Source organism: Candidatus Pelagibacter sp. Uisw_137 (genome assembly GCF_047720245.1).
GTDB lineage: Bacteria > Pseudomonadota > Alphaproteobacteria > Pelagibacterales > Pelagibacteraceae > Pelagibacter.
The window spans coordinates 985430-1001900 of record NZ_CP159811.1; the positions used below are offsets into that span (position 1 = coordinate 985430).

Genomic DNA, 16471 nt, shown 5'->3' on the forward strand with positions numbered 1-16471 from the left:
TTTGGCTATAGTTTATGATCGAATTAGGTTTTTAGTAAAAATTAACTCTTATCACTATCTATTAATTTTTTCTTACCAATCCAAGGCATCATAGCTCTAAGTTCTGCGCCGACTTTTTCAATTGGATGATCTGCGAGATCTTTTCTCATTTTTAAAAAGTTCTTTTGACCACCTTCACATTCTTTCATCCAGTCTTTAGTAAATTTACCAGATTGAATATCAGCAAGAACCTCTTTCATTCTTTTCTTACTTTCGCTATCTACAACTTTTTTACCAGATACATATTCGCCATACTCTGCAGTATTCGAAATAGAATAATTCATATTGGCAATTCCACCTTCATAAATTAAATCTACTATTAATTTTACTTCATGTAGACATTCAAAGTATGCCATCTCAGGTTCATAGCCAGCCTCGGTTAAAGTTTCAAAACCATTTTTAATTAGCTCAACTAGTCCCCCACAAAGTACAGACTGCTCACCAAATAAATCAGTTTCACATTCATCTTTAAATGTTGTTTCAATAATGCCAGACTTTCCACCACCTATTGCTGAGGCATATGATAATGCAAGGTCTCTTGCTTTACCTGTTCCATCTTGATGAACAGCAAACAAGCAAGGTACTCCACCACCTCTTTCAAATTCACTTCTAACTAAATGTCCAGGCCCTTTTGGCGCAACCATAAATACATCTAAATCTTTTCTTGCTTCAATTAATTTGTAATGAATATTTAATCCATGAGCAAATGCTATGCTTGTTCCTGGTTTAATTCTTTGATCAATATGATTTTTATAAATAGCTGCTTGCAATTCATCTGGCGTAAGTATCATTGCAACTTCTGCCCATTCTGCAGCATCAGATAAACCCATTACTTTTAAACCTTTTGATTCTGCTTTTGCTTTACTTGCAGATCCATCTCTAAGCGCTACTACAACTTCTTTAGCTCCACTATCTTTTAAATTTAATGCATGTGCGTGCCCTTGACTTCCATATCCAAAAATCGCTATTTTTTTACTTTTGATTAAATCTACATCTGCATCTTTTTCATAAAACATTTTCATTTTTTTTCTCCTTTATTTTTAATTAAAAATTTCTGCGCCTCTTGTCATTGCAACCGCTCCAGTTCTTGAGGCGCTAACAAGACCAAATGGTTTTAAATTTTTTGTCACGATATCTATCTCTCTTCTTAATGCTGTAATTTGAAATACAGCAGATTTATTTGTCTGATCTAATATAACTGGATTGTATTTTTTACAAGCATTTAAAGCTTTCTTAATTTTACTAGAATTTGCAACAATTTTTAATAGAGCCATCTCTTTAAATATAACATTTTTATCTTCTCTTTTAAAATTTCCAACTTTATGAACTGGAACTAGCTTCTTAAGTTGTAATACAATTTGCTCTATAACTTGCGGTGTTCCTGTTGTTACAATTGTAATTCTAGAAAGATTTTTTTTTTGATCAACTTCTGCTACAGCTAAAGATTCTATATTGTAGCCTCTTCCAGAAAATAAACCTACTACTCTTGATAATACACTTGCTTCATTATCCACCCAAACAACAATTATATGAGTATCAATTTTACCTAATTTACTAGGTGTGCTATATGCAGATTTAGATTTTGCCATTTTAAACTAAAGATTTCCCTTTACCTGTAATCTTATTCTCTTCTTGGTCCTTAGGTCCTAACAACATTTGATTGTGCGGTTTCCCAGAAGGTATCATTGGATAACAATTCTCAGCTTGATCAACGTGGCAATCAAAAATTACTGGTCTATCTATATTAATCATTTCTTCAATTTTTTCATCTAATTCATCTGGATTTTCCGCTCTAATACCTACGCAACCATAAGCTTCAGCTAATTTTACAAAATCTGGTAAAGCCTCTGAGTAACTTTCTGAGTAATTTTTTTCATGAAGTAATTCCTGCCATTGTCTAACCATTCCCATATATTGATTATTCAAAATAAATATTTTTATAGGAAGGTTGTATTGAACTGCAGTTGAAATTTCCTGCATAGTCATTAAAATTGAAGCTTCTCCAGCAATATCTACTACTAATTTTTTAGGATGTGCAACTTGTACGCCTATTGCAGCAGGCAATCCATACCCCATAGTTCCAAGTCCACCTGATGTCATCCACCTATTGGGTTTGTTAAATTTATAATGTTGTGCTGCCCACATCTGATGTTGTCCGACTTCAGTGGTAATATATGTGTCTTGATTTTTAGTTAATTCATAAAGTCTTTGAACTGCATGTTGAGGCTTAATAATTTTATCACTATTTATAAAATTTAGAGATTGTTTTGTTTTCCATTTTTGAATTTGTTGCCACCATTTTGATATTTTTTGTTTATTTGATTTTTCTAAATTTAAGTTTTTCTTTTTTAAAGTTTTAGTAGTTGATTTAATTACATCAATCACATCACCAACAATAGCTAGATCAACTTTTACAATTTTATTTATCGATGATGGATCAATATCAATATGAACCTTTTTAGATTTTGGAGAAAACTCATCTATCTTTCCTGTGATACGATCATCAAATCTTGCACCTATATTAATTAATAAATCACAATCATGCATTGCATTATTAGCTTCATAAGTTCCATGCATACCAAGCATTCCTAAAAATTGATTATCATCTCCAGGGTAAGCACCTAATCCTTGTAAAGTTGATGTAATAGGAAATCCAGTTAAGGCCACTAATTCTCTTAAAAGTTCACTTGCCTTTGGGCCTGAATTAATTACCCCACCTCCAGTATAAAAAACTGGTTTTGAAGCTTTTTTCATTAAGTCTACTAATTGGTCAATTTCTTTTTGATTAAATTTATTAAGGACTTTTCCATTTAATTTTTTTTCTTTTTTAGGTTTAAAATATTTTGCTTTTGCAAACTGAATATCTTTTGGAATATCAACTAGTACCGGTCCTGGTCTTCCAGTTGTTGCAACTTCAAATGCCTCATGCATTATTCTTGGAAGATCATTAATATCTTTAACTAACCAATTGTGTTTTGTGCAAGGTCTAGTAATTCCTGTAGTATCACATTCCTGAAAAGCATCTGTTCCAATTAAATGTGTTGGTACTTGGCCTGATATACAAACTAGAGGTACTGAGTCCATAAAAGCATCAGTTAATGCTGTAACAACATTTGTTGCACCTGGTCCTGAAGTAACTAATACAACGCCTGGTTTGCCAGTTGATCTTGCATAACCTTCTGCAGCATGGCCTGCGCCTTGTTCGTGTCTAACTAAAATATGTTTAATAGTTGGATGATTTTTTAATTCATCATAAATAGGAAGCACTGCTCCACCAGGATATCCAAAAATATGTTCAACTTTTTGGTCTTCAAGACATTTAAATACTATCTCTGCTCCTGAATATAATTTTGGCATCTAGGCAATCTATCGGACTTTATGTTAAATGGTCAAGTTTAAGAGAGGATTTTTTTAATTTTTTTATATAGCCATTTACTTTGCTTGGATCAATTTTAATCCATGAGTCCATCCTAGTTCTTGCCCAAGTAGCTTGTCTTTTAGCGTATTGTCTTGTTTTAATTAATATTAATTCTTTTGCTTCTTCTAAGGTGGTTTCACTATTTAGATACTGTGTCAATTCAGCAATCCCAATTACCTTATTTGCACTCTGATCTTTTCTAATTTTTAGTTTAATAAATTTTTTAACTTCATTAATAGCTCCAATATTTATCATGTTAGAAGTTCTTAAGTTAATTCTTTCAATAAGTTTTTCTCTTTTTGTTTCAATTTGAAGTTTTAAAAAATCACTATCTTTAAATTCAGATTTCGTTTTAGTTAACCAATCATACATTGAAATATCAGTATAAGATTTAATCTCATAGGCTCTTATAGATCTTTGAGTATCATTTGGGTCAAATTTATCTTTAACTCTAGGGTCTAGTTTTAAAAGTTTTTTATAAAATTTTTTTTGTCCTTCTTTTTTAGACATCTGTCTGACTTTATTTCTAAACTTAAGAGGTATCTCTGGTATTTTAACTAAACCATTAACTAATGATTGAAAATATAAACCAGTACCACCAACTAAAATTGGAATTTTTTTCTTTTTTTGAATATTTTTTATTTTTTTAATTGCGAGTTCCAACCATTGACCAGTTGAAAATTTTTTATTTAAATCAACAACTCCATAAAGATGATGTTTAATATTTTTTTGTTCTATTCTATTTGGTCTTGCAGTTAAGATTTTTAACTTTTTGTAAACCTGCATGCTATCAGCATTAATTATTTCTCCTTGGATTTTTTTTGCAACCTTGACGGCAAAATTTGATTTACCTGATGCTGTTGGACCTGAAATTAAGATAATTTTGGACTGTTTGTCCATTATTAATCTAACTTAACACCAATATATCTTCTTTGGTTTTGATTGTTATAAATTACAATCAAAATTGTTTTTTGATTAGATTTTAAAACAGTAGCTAAAATATCTTCAAGATCTTTAGTTGATTTTATTTTTTTCTTTTGCGCCTCAACAATGACATCTCCAACATTTAAGTAATCCACTGGACTATTTTTTCCAATATTTGTTATAACCAAACCTGTTGTTTGATTGGGTAACTTTCTTTGTTCAATATCTTTTTTATTTAATGGTCTAACAATTATTTTTAAAGATTTAATTTCAGAAATTTCAGGTGCTTCTTCTTTAGTTTCTTTTTTTTCTACTTTAAAATCTTCTGAAGTTTCAAGTCTTCCTAGTTTAATTTTTTTAGTAATCTCTCTTTTATTTCTCCAAATTTTAACATCTACAGTTTTACCAACTTCTGTTTGAGCAACAATAATTGGTAATTCTTTCATTTCTTTAATTTTAGTATTGTTGAACTCTAATATAATATCTCCTGCTTTAATTCCTGCTTTGTCAGACGGGCTATTTTCTGCAACGCTAGCAACTAACGCTCCTCTAGGTTCATCTAACTTTTCAACTTCAGCAATTTCTTCAGAAACTACTTGAATTCTAACACCCAGCCATCCTCTTTTAGTTTCACCAAATTCTATTAATTGATTTACAACTCTTTCTGCGTCATTCGATGGTATTGAAAAACCTATACCTATAGACCCACCTTTACCTAAAATTGCAGTATTAATTCCAATTACATCACCGTTCATATCAAATAAAGGTCCACCTGAATTTCCTGAATTGATTGAGGCATCTGTTTGAATATAATCTTCATAACGAGATAGGCCAATTGATCTATTTCTTGCTGATATTATTCCTGCAGTAACTGTTCCTCCTAAACCAAAAGGATTACCAATTGCAATAACCCAATCTCCTATCCTTGCTTTATCTGAGTTTCCAAAATTAACTGGCGTAAATTTTTCTTTTGAATCTATTTGAAGGACTGCAATGTCAGATAAAGGATCCGCACCGACAACAGTTGCTTTATATTCTTTATCCCCATCTACTCTAACTAGAATATCTTCAGCATTTTGAATAACATGGTTGTTAGTGATTACAATTCCACTTTCTTTTATTATAAACCCTGAACCTAGTGCAGCAGACTTCCTTGTTTGAGGTGTTCCAAATTCTTTAAACATGTCCTCAAAGGGTGATCCTGGTGGAAATTGAAATCCAGGAAAAGGATTGGTATTTGTTGTAACAGTAGTTGTTGTTGAAATATTGACAACAGATGGCATTAATCTTTCTGCCAAATCAGCGAATGATGCTGGTGCATCTTTAGCATTTACTTGTATTGCAAAAGTTAATGTAAAAAATACTATTATTAATTTTTTAATTCTGTTCATTTTAATTTTTTATATACCAAATAATAATAAATCCTATAACTGCAAATATCAATCCACCTGTTCTTAGTTGACTATTAGTCACGTCATTTAATTTTAATAACATACTTTTCATTTTTGATGGAAATAAGGCGTATAATATTCCTTCGATAAAAAGAAAAAGACCAAATGCTATGATCAACTCCTTCATAAAATTATGTTACTGAGATTTAGGTTTGATATTCCCAAAAAATTTAAAGAACTCACTATCAGGTGATAAAATAACTGAAGTATCTCCACCTATTAAAGCAGTCTCGTAAGCCTGCATAGCTCTATAGAAAGCAAAAAACTCAGGATCTCTACCAAACGCATCTGCAAAAATTTTATTTCTCTCACCATCTCCTTGACCTTTCATGATCTCAGAATCTTTGTTTGCATTTGCTAATAATACCGAAACATCTTTGTCAGCAGTTGATGTAATAGTTACTGCCATTTCAGCACCTCTTGCTCTAAATTCTTTAGCTTCTCTTTCTCTTTCAGTTTGCATTCTTCTATAAATTGCTTCACTATTCGCTTGAGGTAAATCTGCCCTTTTGATTCTAACATCTACTATTTTAATTCCAAATTTTTGAGCTTCCGCGTTTACACCATCTTGAATTAAAGACATTTGCTTAGATCTATCTTTTGATAGTAATGTTTGTAACTCTTGTTGTCCTAAAACATTTCTAATTCTTGAGTTAATAATTGTTGCTAACCTTGATCTTGCAACTCTTTCATTACCTACTGAAATATAGAACTTTAGAGGATCTACAATTTGAAATCTTGCAAATGCATCAACAATTAATCTTTTTTGGTCTGATGCAATAACTTCAGCTGGCGGTGTATCTAGATTTAAAATTCTGCTATCTAAAAAGACAACATTTTGAATAAAAGGTATTTTAAAGTTTAAACCTGGTTTTAGTATAATTTTTTTAGGGTCACCAAACTGAAGTACAATTGCTTGATTAACTTCTTTAACAATAAATATAGAAAAGAATGCTAACGCTCCTATTAAAATTACTATTGGTAATAAAATTTTTTGTACTTTCATTAGTTACTTACCTTTTTTTTACCTAGCTCTGGTAATGGTAAATATGGTACTACACCTGAGCCTGCATTTTTTTCAATTATAACTTTATCTATATCTGCTAAAACTTTCTCCATAGTCTCTAAATACATTCTTTCTTGAGTTACTTCTTTAGCTTTCGCATACTCATTATAAATAGATATAAATCTGCTAGCTTCACCTTCTGCTTGAGCAACAACTTTTTGTTTATATGCTTCTGCTGCTTGCATAATTTTTGCAGCTTCCCCTCTTGCTCTTGGAATAACATCATTAGCATAAGCTTCAGCTTCATTTTTAGATCTTTCCATATCTGCTCTTGCTGCTTGAACATCTCTAAACGCGTCAATTACTTGATCAGGTGGATCCGCTTTTTGTGTTTGAACTTGTGTAATTTGAATACCACTATTGTATTCATCTAGAATTGATTGAATAATTTCCTGAGTTTCAATTTCAATTTGAGCTCTTCCCTCAGTTAAAACTGGTTGAATTCTACTTTTAGCAATTACTTCTCTCATTGCAGTTTCAGCAGCAGCTTTTACTGTTCCTTCTGGGTCTTGTATTTCAAATAAAAATTTACCTGCATCTTTAATTACCCAGAAAACTGAAAAATCTATATTAACTATATTTTCATCACCTGTTAACATTAAACTTTCTTGAGGAACATCAGCAACCCCTCCACCTTGTGAAAAACCACTATCTCTTTCAGATCTAAATCCAATATCAATTCTATTTACTTTTGTAACTTTTGGCGTTTCAACTGTCTCTACTGGAAGTGGAATGTGATAGTGTAATCCTGGTTGAGTAGTTTTTACAAACTTACCAAATCTAAGAACAACCCCTTGTTCATCGGGTCCCACTCTATAAAGTCCACTTGCTAACCAAACAAATGCTATAATAATTAAAATTAAACCAATTGGTTTACCTCCCGATGAACTTCCACCAGGTAAAAATTTATTTATCTTACTTTGAATATCTCTAATTAAAGCTTCGATGTCTGGTGGTGTAGGTCCTTTTCCTGAACCATTTCCTCCTCCTGGAGGTGTTCCCCATGGACTTCCTCCTCTACCTTGAAAATCATCTGACATATGACAAAGTATATAATGTCTTTATAACAAAAAACAAGTAATGATGATCCTATGACAGATAAAAAACCCGAACTAAGTGACGCAATGAAAGCTAAATTAGAGCCTAAAAAATTCACAAAGAACCCAATTTTAGGAACAAAATTTACAATAGCTATATCAAGTGCGAAAGGTGGTGTTGGAAAATCTACTTTTGCAACAAACTTTGCATTAGCCTTAAAGCAAATTGGTTGCAAGGTTGGTTTACTTGATGCTGATATCTATGGTCCATCAATTCCAAAAATGTTTGATATTAATGAAAAACCAAAAAGTGATGGTCAAACTTTAACTCCTATTACTAAATACGACATTCAATGTATGTCGATTGGCTTTCTTGCTGATCAACAAACTCCCATGATTTGGAGAGGACCTATGGTGACCAGTGCAATTAAAACTTTCACACAAAAAGTAGGCTGGAAAGATTTAGATTTTATAATAGTTGATATGCCTCCAGGGACTGGAGATACTCAATTAACTTTTTCTCAAGAAATTAAAATGGATGGAGCCATTATAGTGTCTACTCCACAAGAAGTTGCTCTTCTTGATGTTAAAAGAGGAATTAAGATGTTTGATAAGCTTGGAGTTAAGATCTTAGGTTTGGTTGATAACATGAGCTATTTCACTGGTGATGATGGAAAAAAATATAAAATATTTGGTGAAGGTGGTGTTAAGCGAACTGCAGAAGAATTTGAAAAAGAATTTTTAGGAGAAATTCCAATAAACCCTGAAGTTGGTAAATGTGGTGATGAAGGAAAGCCAATTGTAGAAGCTAATCCTGAGCATGAAATCTCTAAAATATATTTAGACTTTGCTAGAAAAATTAAATCAACTTATCTTTAAGATCAAAAGAAACCATAAGTTCATTCCATTCTCTTTTGGATAAGCCTGAACTATTGGGGTTAACATCTTCACCTTTAATAAGTTTTTGTATGATAACTTTTCCTTTGGCTGAAACTTCTGTTCCACCTACTCTATAATCCATGAATGCATCATAAGTTATGGGTACCCATTTTTTAACAGTGTCCAACATAATATCGGCATAAACTCTTATTTCGTATTGAGCATGACTATCAGCTCTTAATTTTAAAAAATTCATTAAATTTAATAAATCAGTTTTCCAATACCACTGAGTGTAAGTATTTAAAGTTAAATTCATTCTTGCAAGCTCCCTAGCAAGTCCTTTTTTATTTTCATCAATAGTTGATCCATCAAATCTTTGATTGAGCATCAACTCATAATTATCATAAGTTTGTTCGGCATCATTTTTTAAAAGTTCTAAAACTTCTTTTGCCTGTTCACCCTCAATCACGTCACCTCTACCCTGTCTATTACTTGAAGATTGTGCTGCTAAATTTTCTGCTGATGGCAAATAAAATTCTTTATCTAGAATTGAATACCTTGCTGAATACTCATTTACATTTGCAGTTCTATGTCTAATCCATTGTCGGGCAATAAAAATTGGAAGCTTCACATGATATTTGATTTCACACATTTCAAACGGAGTACTGTGCCAGTGCCTCATTAAATACTTAATTAGACCTGCATCTGTTGAAACTTGCTTCGTTCCTTTTCCATATGAAACTCTAGCAGACTGAACAATTGAAGTATCATCCCCCATGTAATCAATAACTCTTACAAAACCATGATCTAGTGCTGGCATTGCTTCATAAAGAATATTTTCAAGCGATGGAGCAGTAACTCTTTTTGTTTTATTTTGTTGGGACTGTTGGTCCTTAATCTCTTTTAATTGTTCTTGTGTTAATTTCATGAAATTTAAGTAAATTGTTCTAACTTTTTAAAGTATTACTACAATAATTTTATTAAATGTCCAATAAGCTTAGACATTTTTTTAATAATTACAACTACTGATAGTATATACAAAATAAAAAAAATTTAATACTTGTGAGGATTATCTAATCTTAAATTGTAAAATTAAAATAATGAAAAATGATACAAAAAATATTTATATTTTAACAACGTTTCTTTTCTTAACAAAATGGTTTTTTGTACTCAATTCTAATTTTGAAATTGATTTGATAACAAAAATTATCTTCTATTTAGATGATCGTCAATATTTTACATTAATCTATAATCTTGCTACCTTAAATTTTAATCCTACTTATAATCCAGAATTAACAGATACTAAATATATACCTTTACCAATTTATTCGATTTTATTTCATTCTTTATTTTTTAAATTATTTAATATTTATGGGTTTATAATAATTGAATTCTTTATAATTTTATCTTTTTGTTTTATTTTTTTTAAAATTTTTGCCAGTTTGGGATTAGGCAGAATTGAAAATATTTTTTTAGTACTTTTTATATTTTGTTTACCAAATATAATTGATTATTTTCATTTATTTAAAATTCCTTATGTTTCTTCAATAAAGGATTTATACAATTTAAGAATTCCAAGGCCTGCAATAACTAACTTATATCTATTTCTATTCTTTTACATATTGGTAACCAAAAATAAAAAAATTAAATTTAAATATTTGGATCTCACTTTGATTGGAATAATTTTTGGATTAATGTGGGGAAGTTATTATTATAATCTAGCTATATCAGGAATAACTTTTCTAATTTATTATTTTTATATTATTCATGGATCAAATCAAAAAATAGTTAATTATCTAAGGGATGCTTCGATCATATTTGTTTTTTTTATTATTTTTTCTATTCCAGTAATATTATTTTTGATAAACTCTGAACCAGATTATCTTGTAAGAGTTGGACTAATTGAGCTTACTTTTTTAAAAAAAAAGATCTTATTAAATCATTTTATTGATAAAATATTTACATTAGAATTTATTTTAATTTTTATTTGTATAACAAGTCTTTATATTTTTTTAAAATATAAAAGTATTTTTAGATTAGAGTCTTTAAGTCTTTTATTTATTATTTTTTTAAGCTCCTTTATTGGTCCAATTATCTTTATTGTTATTTCACCAACAATAAGTGAGATTTATAATTTCTCCAATATGATTGTTGCATTAACTTTTTTAATTTTTGTAATTTTTTTATATTTAACTCTATTAACAATTTTAAAAAAAAATATTAAGATTGTTCAACATATCTTGAAAGCTTTTATTGTTTTCTTGCTTCTCATTCATGCGCTACATTACTTCACATTAAATAAAAATAACTTATTAGATGTCAAAAAAATACACACAAAAGAATTAATGAATACAATTAAAAAATTAAATATTAACAAAGAAGCTTCTATCTTAGTATTTGATGATGATATTCAGATAAATTTAATTTTAAACGGGTACAAAAATCTAAATTTTGTAACTGGTGTACATTCCTCACTAAGTGATGCGCAATTAGAAAGTCAAATAATTAATATTTTTAGGTTTTTGGAACTTAATAAAAATGATTTTATGAATTTTATAAAAAATAAAAAAGAAGGCTGGAGATATTATAATGATAAAATAGGAAAAACTTTTTATATGAAATATCAAGCTAATAAATTAATCACATATAATGGTAGTTTTGATTTTTCAGAGGATGAGATGAAAGCTATTTCAAAATCTTCACCTTTAAATTCTCAGCAAGTGATAATTCCTGCTTTTGAAACTAAAAGACTAATAGAAAAATTTATAAACTTTAAAACTTCAAAAATGATTAAACCTGACTTAGTTATACTAATGCTAAAATTTGATAATGTAAAAAATATAACTATCGATGAAAAGCTTTATTGTATTAAAAAAATTAATAACACCTTTATGATTTATTTTAGCAAAAGTTTAGTTCCTACGTGTCCCTCACAATTAATTGATTTCACAAAATAATAAATTTGTATTGTTTGATATGATAAATGAGTCAACTGTTTAAAGATTATCATTAATATATTTCATTTTTTTTTGATCAATATTGATAAAAACAATAAATGTCTTTTTATATTTTAAATAAAACTTAGCCTCACTTATTAAAACAGGAATTACATAAAAATTAACAAAATCTTTAATAGGATTGGTTATCTAAATTATTTTAATGAAAATTAAATCAAATCGTTGCAAAAACTAACAAAATTAAAAAATAATATTCTGTTTTTTTTAACATAAAAAAATTAATGCAATTTTTAATTATTGGTCTATATTTATACTGTTGGCTTGCCAACTACGACGATAAACGAATTTCGTAATAACCATTACGGACGTGGGGGCAGTACCCACCACCTCCACCATTTACAACTTATGGGGGTGAAATAGGATCGACGGGTGACTAAAGGCTATTCTTTCGTTCGGGATTGTTCCACCGTAACGGACAAAACTTTAAATGCTAACGAAAGTTACGCTATTGCTGCATAATTAACTTAGGTTAATTATAGAAGCACGGTCTGGGGCACCGGGTAACAGAACGCCCCTTATTAATTAAAACATCATAATTCCTAACGACTATTTTTTAAAAAATTCCATCAAGTAAAAAAGATAGAAAGACGTACATAGGACTTTATTAAAAAAATTGAGAAGTTATTATTGAAATTTATTAATTAAATTAATAATTAATTTAAGTTATAGAATAGAGATACGAATGGAAAATTTTCAAAACAAACTAAATTTAATAAAAGAAAAGATAAGGAATATAGATAAACCCTTAATATTGGAATTAGGAGTTAAAGAAGGAAGGTCAACAGAAATGTTTTTGGAAGTATGTGATAAAAATGATGGAAATCTCATTTCAGTAGATATTCTAGATTGTTCTAAAATTTCAAAAAACCCTAGGTGGAAATTTATACATTCATCAGATGACAATTTTAATTACATAAATAATATAATTACAAAAAAAGTTGATGTTTTATTTATCGACTCCTTACATGAGCCCAATCATATAAGAAAAGTTTTTTTTAATTATTTTAATTTTGTTAAAATAAATGGTTTAATTTTTATAGATGATGTGATTTGGTTACCTTATGTTAAGGAAGAATATAGAGATAATGAATTTGTGGAAACAATTAACAGGTTAACTTTCAATAAAATATTAGAAATTTTTAATGCAAATAAAAATAATTTTACTTTAGATATAAATTTTTCTGGATCAGGTCTTGCAACAATAAAAAAAATTAATGTAAATTTAAATAATGAAAAAAAAATAAATAATAGACTTTTTTCTTTTAAAAACATTTTAAAAAATTTTTATAGACCTAGCCCAAAGAATTAAGAATATAAATAATTATAAAATTTTAGCAATAATGTTTGGAACACCTAGTAACTGAATATCTTCTTTAGTTTATAAATTTAGTTAGATCAGGTTTATAATATTTAGGGCCCTTCAGAACTTTTCCAGATTCGTTATAGATAGGCTTACCATCTTCACCTAGCTTACTCATATTTGAGCTTTGTACTTCTTCAAAACACTTATCAAGATCAATGCCAAATGCATGCCCAGCCCCATAAGTTACATACAGTATATCTGTTAAAGCATCTGCAACTTCCAAAAGATCTCTATTTCTCATTGCTTCTTTAAGCTCTTCTAATTCCTCTTTTATTAAATCATATCTAAGACTATTGATCTTATCAGTGCTAAAAGATGGACTAGTTTTGACTTCTTGACCAAAGGTTTCCATGAAAGTTTTTACTTTGTTAAAATTTGACATTTAGCTCCTATAAGTTTTTAAAATATAATATATAAGTATATTAAAATATTAATTATGTATTAATCAATGAAATTAAGAAAAGAATTCGACAGCATTGGAAGTGTCAACGTGCCTAGTGATAAATATTGGGGTGCATCAACTCAAAGATCTAATAAGTTTTTCAATATTGGAAAAAATTTAGTTAATATTTCCATAATAAAATCTATTGCAATCATTAAAAGATCTGCTGCTTTAGTACATTATAAAGAAAAGCAAATTAATAAAAAAATTACTAATTCAATAATTAAAGCTTCAGATGAGGTTATTAAAGGAAAGCTAGATGAAAATTTTCCTTTAAAGGTTTGGCAGACAGGCTCAGGTACACAAACTAATATGAATGTTAATGAGGTGATTGCAAACAGAGCAATTGAAATATTAGGTGGAGAAAAAGGTACAAAAAAACCAGTTCATCCAAACGATCATGTAAATAAATCTCAATCAACAAATGATGTTTTTCCAACAGCTATGCATATATCTGTTGCTCAAGAGACTATATCAAAACTATTACCTAGCTTAAAAATTTTAGAAAAAGAGTTAGCAAAAAAATCTAAGGAATTTAAAAATATTATTAAAATTGGCAGAACCCACTTGCAAGATGCAACACCTTTGTCACTTGGACAGGAATTTTCAGGCTATGAAGTGCAGCTAAAAAAATGTATTGGTAGAATAGAGCTTGCACTTAAAGAAATATATTTTTTAGCACAAGGTGGGACAGCTGTAGGGACTGGAATTAACTCTAAAAAAGGTTTTGATAAAAAAATTGTTAAAGAGATCGCCAAATATACCAAAGTCCCTTTTAAACCAGCTCTAAATAAATTTGCAGAACTAGCTGCTCACGATTCTATTGTAAATTTTTCAGGTACACTTAATACTTGTGCTGTTGCATTAATGAAAATATCAAATGATGTAAGATTTTTAGGTTCAGGACCTCGTGCAGGTTATGGTGAATTAATATTACCAGAAAATGAACCTGGTTCATCTATTATGCCAGGAAAAGTTAACCCTACTCAATGTGAGGCGGTAACAATGGTTTGCGCCAATGTAATGGGCAATCATACTGGAATTACAGTTGCTGGATCTCATGGGCATTTTGAATTGAATGTATTTAAACCAATGATTGCTCATAATATACTTCAATCGATAGATCTTATTGCAGATAGTACTAAAAATTTTGCAATTTATTGTGTTAAAGGAATAAAAGCTAACAAGAAAAGAATTAAAGAGCATCTGGATAATTCACTGATGTTAGTTACAGCGCTAGCTCCACATATCGGATATGATAATGCAGCAAAGATTGCAAAGTTAGCTTTAAAAAATGGGACAACACTAAAGCATGAAACTCTTAAAACAGGTCTTGTGGATGAGAAAGACTATGAGAAAATTGTAGACCCTAAAAAAATGACCTACCCCTCATAAAGACCTATTAGTTCATTTAATAATCTTCTACTTTTAGTTAAATTATTAGAATTATTATCACTAAAACCTTCAGCTATATTGTAAAATTGATCACTTACTTTATTGCCATCTATCATAATATTTTTAAATACAATTTCATTACTCAAAAAATCATAAATTATATTTAGCTTAATGTTTTTAATGTCTTTTCTTAATCTTTTATTGGTGATTAAAAAAGAATACAATTTATCAGTATCTTTAATATCTATTGATAAATTAGAAGTTAAAATTAACTTATCATTTTCTAAAAATAAATCGCTATTTGAAACTTCTATTAAGCCAATATTGTTGTTTATAAATACCGATTTATCAAAACTTATTTTGCCATTTAAAACTCTTAACTCTAATTTAACTTCGTTAAAAATTTTATCTTTTTTTGTAGACTCAATGTTTACCAAAGTGTGTAGGCTAATATTTTTATTAAATAATAAACCTGATTTAATAAATTCATTGATGATAGAATTTGATCTAAATAAATTAGTAATTTTATAATTGTATAAATTAATCTTTAGATTTAGATCAAATGGATTTATTGCTAGTCTTCCATTATAATTTATTTTTGAATTATAAACTCTAGAATCATCTGATTTAAATATTACTATTTGATCCTTAATACTGTATTTCGTATTGAGAGATGAATTTAGTATAGAAATATTATTCATCCCACTGTTTAAATCTTCATTTTTTTTAAAAAATTCATTTATAATTTTAAGTTTAAAATCAGAAACCTTTATCTCAATATTTTTTTGTGAATTTATTGTATTTTGATAATTTAATTTAAAAGGGATATTGAATACTTCACCATTTAAATTGAATAAATTAAATAAATTTTTCTCATTAAAAAATAAAAATGCGTTTGAAATTTTTATAATTGAAATTACTTCATTTAAATTATCCTTCAAAAAAATATTACTATCATTAATTTTAATTTCTTTTTCAGAAAATTTATTTTCACTGTTTTTATAAAGTGTTTTTAAATCATTACTTAATAAAAAAAAGTTTGCTTCTTTAATGGATACTTCATTTATTCTAGTGCTCTCTTTGTTAAAAAAATTATTTTGACTGATAAAAACATTTAATACCTTAATCTCTGCTAAAGAGGTTTTGCTGTCTCTAATTAAATAATGGGGTTTTGGTAAAATACGATACGAGATATCAAAAGAGTTACTTAAATTTATATTAAATTCAGTGCTCAATTTACTAACAATCTTATTTTGTACCCAATTTTTGTCATACAATAGGGGTATTAATAAATAAAAAATATAGGCAAATAATATGCTAATTACAGTTATTATATACTTATTAAAAGTACTAACATGAAACTTATTATTTGTTTTTTTTTTAAGTTTGAATATTGTCTTTTTAATTAAGTTATTAAAATTTTTAACAATTTGTTTCATA

15 protein-coding genes and 1 other RNA gene are annotated in these 16471 nt (G+C 28.6%); 5 read left to right on the forward strand and 11 right to left on the reverse strand.

Annotated elements, in window-relative coordinates; genetic code table 11:
• Positions 1-41 precede the first annotated feature (41 nt).
• From ilvC to hflK, 8 genes are read right to left on the reverse strand one after another with little or no spacing between them, the layout of a single operon-like run.
• Positions 42-1061, reverse strand: coding sequence for a ketol-acid reductoisomerase (ilvC, locus tag ABXT61_RS05345; protein WP_168607261.1), 1020 nt, complete (start codon positions 1059-1061; stop codon positions 42-44).
• An 18-nt stretch (positions 1062-1079) separates the two neighbouring features.
• Positions 1080-1628 (reverse strand): acetolactate synthase small subunit, encoded by a 549-nt coding sequence (ilvN, locus tag ABXT61_RS05350; protein WP_415314779.1) that lies wholly within the window; start codon positions 1626-1628, stop codon positions 1080-1082.
• 1 nt (position 1629) lies between these two features.
• Entirely contained in the window at positions 1630-3396 is a 1767-nt protein-coding gene (locus ABXT61_RS05355; RefSeq protein ID WP_415314780.1) for an acetolactate synthase 3 large subunit, read from the reverse strand.
• A 19-nt stretch (positions 3397-3415) separates the two neighbouring features.
• On the reverse strand, positions 3416-4357 hold the full coding sequence (gene miaA, locus ABXT61_RS05360) for a tRNA (adenosine(37)-N6)-dimethylallyltransferase MiaA (protein ID WP_415314782.1): 942 nt from the start codon (positions 4355-4357) through the stop codon (positions 3416-3418).
• 2 nt (positions 4358-4359) lie between these two features.
• Positions 4360-5772 (reverse strand): Do family serine endopeptidase, encoded by a 1413-nt coding sequence (locus ABXT61_RS05365; protein ID WP_415314783.1) that lies wholly within the window; start codon positions 5770-5772, stop codon positions 4360-4362.
• A 1-nt stretch (position 5773) separates the two neighbouring features.
• Entirely contained in the window at positions 5774-5959 is a 186-nt protein-coding gene (locus tag ABXT61_RS05370; RefSeq protein ID WP_415313055.1) for a DUF2065 domain-containing protein, read from the reverse strand.
• A 9-nt stretch (positions 5960-5968) separates the two neighbouring features.
• Positions 5969-6838, reverse strand: coding sequence for a protease modulator HflC (gene hflC / locus ABXT61_RS05375; protein WP_415314784.1), 870 nt, complete (start codon positions 6836-6838; stop codon positions 5969-5971).
• Positions 6838-7938, reverse strand: coding sequence for an FtsH protease activity modulator HflK (gene hflK / locus ABXT61_RS05380; RefSeq protein WP_415314786.1), 1101 nt, complete (start codon positions 7936-7938; stop codon positions 6838-6840). Before hflK ends, hflC begins: the two co-directional genes overlap by 1 nt.
• A gap of 51 nt (positions 7939-7989) precedes the next feature.
• On the opposite strand from hflK, the gene ABXT61_RS05385 reads away from it, so the two are divergent.
• Positions 7990-8814, forward strand: coding sequence for an Mrp/NBP35 family ATP-binding protein (locus tag ABXT61_RS05385; protein WP_415314788.1), 825 nt, complete (start codon positions 7990-7992; stop codon positions 8812-8814).
• Here ABXT61_RS05385 and thyX read toward each other — a convergent pair.
• Entirely contained in the window at positions 8795-9742 is a 948-nt protein-coding gene (thyX, locus tag ABXT61_RS05390) for an FAD-dependent thymidylate synthase (RefSeq protein WP_415314790.1), read from the reverse strand. The genes ABXT61_RS05385 and thyX overlap by 20 nt on opposite strands.
• 172 nt (positions 9743-9914) lie before the next feature.
• Between thyX and ABXT61_RS05395 the strand changes: the two genes are divergently transcribed.
• The 3 genes from ABXT61_RS05395 to ABXT61_RS05405 all read left to right on the forward strand — a co-directional run bounded on the left by ABXT61_RS05395 (position 9915) and on the right by ABXT61_RS05405 (position 13140).
• Complete coding sequence (locus tag ABXT61_RS05395) at positions 9915-11771, forward strand: hypothetical protein (protein WP_415314791.1); 1857 nt, start codon at positions 9915-9917, stop codon at positions 11769-11771.
• A 276-nt stretch (positions 11772-12047) separates the two neighbouring features.
• Positions 12048-12351, forward strand: a transfer-messenger RNA (tmRNA) gene (ssrA, locus tag ABXT61_RS05400).
• A gap of 162 nt (positions 12352-12513) precedes the next feature.
• Positions 12514-13140, forward strand: coding sequence for a class I SAM-dependent methyltransferase (locus ABXT61_RS05405; protein ID WP_415314793.1), 627 nt, complete (start codon positions 12514-12516; stop codon positions 13138-13140).
• 64 nt (positions 13141-13204) lie between these two features.
• On the opposite strand, the gene ABXT61_RS05410 is transcribed toward ABXT61_RS05405, so the two are convergent.
• Positions 13205-13576: a phosphoribosyl-ATP diphosphatase gene (locus tag ABXT61_RS05410; protein WP_415314794.1), complete on the reverse strand. Its 372-nt coding sequence runs from the start codon at positions 13574-13576 to the stop codon at positions 13205-13207.
• A 66-nt stretch (positions 13577-13642) separates the two neighbouring features.
• On the opposite strand from ABXT61_RS05410, the gene fumC reads away from it, so the two are divergent.
• Complete coding sequence (gene fumC / locus ABXT61_RS05415) at positions 13643-15031, forward strand: class II fumarate hydratase (RefSeq protein WP_415314795.1); 1389 nt, start codon at positions 13643-13645, stop codon at positions 15029-15031.
• Here the strand turns inward: fumC and ABXT61_RS05420 are convergent.
• On the reverse strand, positions 15019-16470 hold the full coding sequence (locus ABXT61_RS05420) for a hypothetical protein (RefSeq protein WP_415314796.1): 1452 nt from the start codon (positions 16468-16470) through the stop codon (positions 15019-15021). The genes fumC and ABXT61_RS05420 overlap by 13 nt on opposite strands.
• Position 16471: the final 1 nt, after the last annotated feature.

Coding starts and splice junctions, on each gene's coding strand:
- ABXT61_RS05410 (WP_415314794.1), bottom strand. CDS start 13,576: ATGTCAAATTTTAACAAAGTAAAAACTTTCATGGAAACCTTTGGTCAA.
- ABXT61_RS05420 (WP_415314796.1), bottom strand. CDS start 16,470: ATGAAACAAATTGTTAAAAATTTTAATAACTTAATTAAAAAGACAATA.
- ilvC (WP_168607261.1), bottom strand. CDS start 1,061: ATGAAAATGTTTTATGAAAAAGATGCAGATGTAGATTTAATCAAAAGT.
- thyX (WP_415314790.1), bottom strand. CDS start 9,742: ATGAAATTAACACAAGAACAATTAAAAGAGATTAAGGACCAACAGTCC.
- ABXT61_RS05385 (WP_415314788.1), top strand. CDS start 7,990: ATGACAGATAAAAAACCCGAACTAAGTGACGCAATGAAAGCTAAATTA.
- hflK (WP_415314786.1), bottom strand. CDS start 7,938: ATGTCAGATGATTTTCAAGGTAGAGGAGGAAGTCCATGGGGAACACCT.
- miaA (WP_415314782.1), bottom strand. CDS start 4,357: ATGGACAAACAGTCCAAAATTATCTTAATTTCAGGTCCAACAGCATCA.
- fumC (WP_415314795.1), top strand. CDS start 13,643: ATGAAATTAAGAAAAGAATTCGACAGCATTGGAAGTGTCAACGTGCCT.
- ABXT61_RS05355 (WP_415314780.1), bottom strand. CDS start 3,396: ATGCCAAAATTATATTCAGGAGCAGAGATAGTATTTAAATGTCTTGAA.
- ABXT61_RS05370 (WP_415313055.1), bottom strand. CDS start 5,959: ATGAAGGAGTTGATCATAGCATTTGGTCTTTTTCTTTTTATCGAAGGA.
- ABXT61_RS05365 (WP_415314783.1), bottom strand. CDS start 5,772: ATGAACAGAATTAAAAAATTAATAATAGTATTTTTTACATTAACTTTT.
- ABXT61_RS05395 (WP_415314791.1), top strand. CDS start 9,915: ATGAAAAATGATACAAAAAATATTTATATTTTAACAACGTTTCTTTTC.
- hflC (WP_415314784.1), bottom strand. CDS start 6,838: ATGAAAGTACAAAAAATTTTATTACCAATAGTAATTTTAATAGGAGCG.
- ABXT61_RS05405 (WP_415314793.1), top strand. CDS start 12,514: ATGGAAAATTTTCAAAACAAACTAAATTTAATAAAAGAAAAGATAAGG.
- ilvN (WP_415314779.1), bottom strand. CDS start 1,628: ATGGCAAAATCTAAATCTGCATATAGCACACCTAGTAAATTAGGTAAA.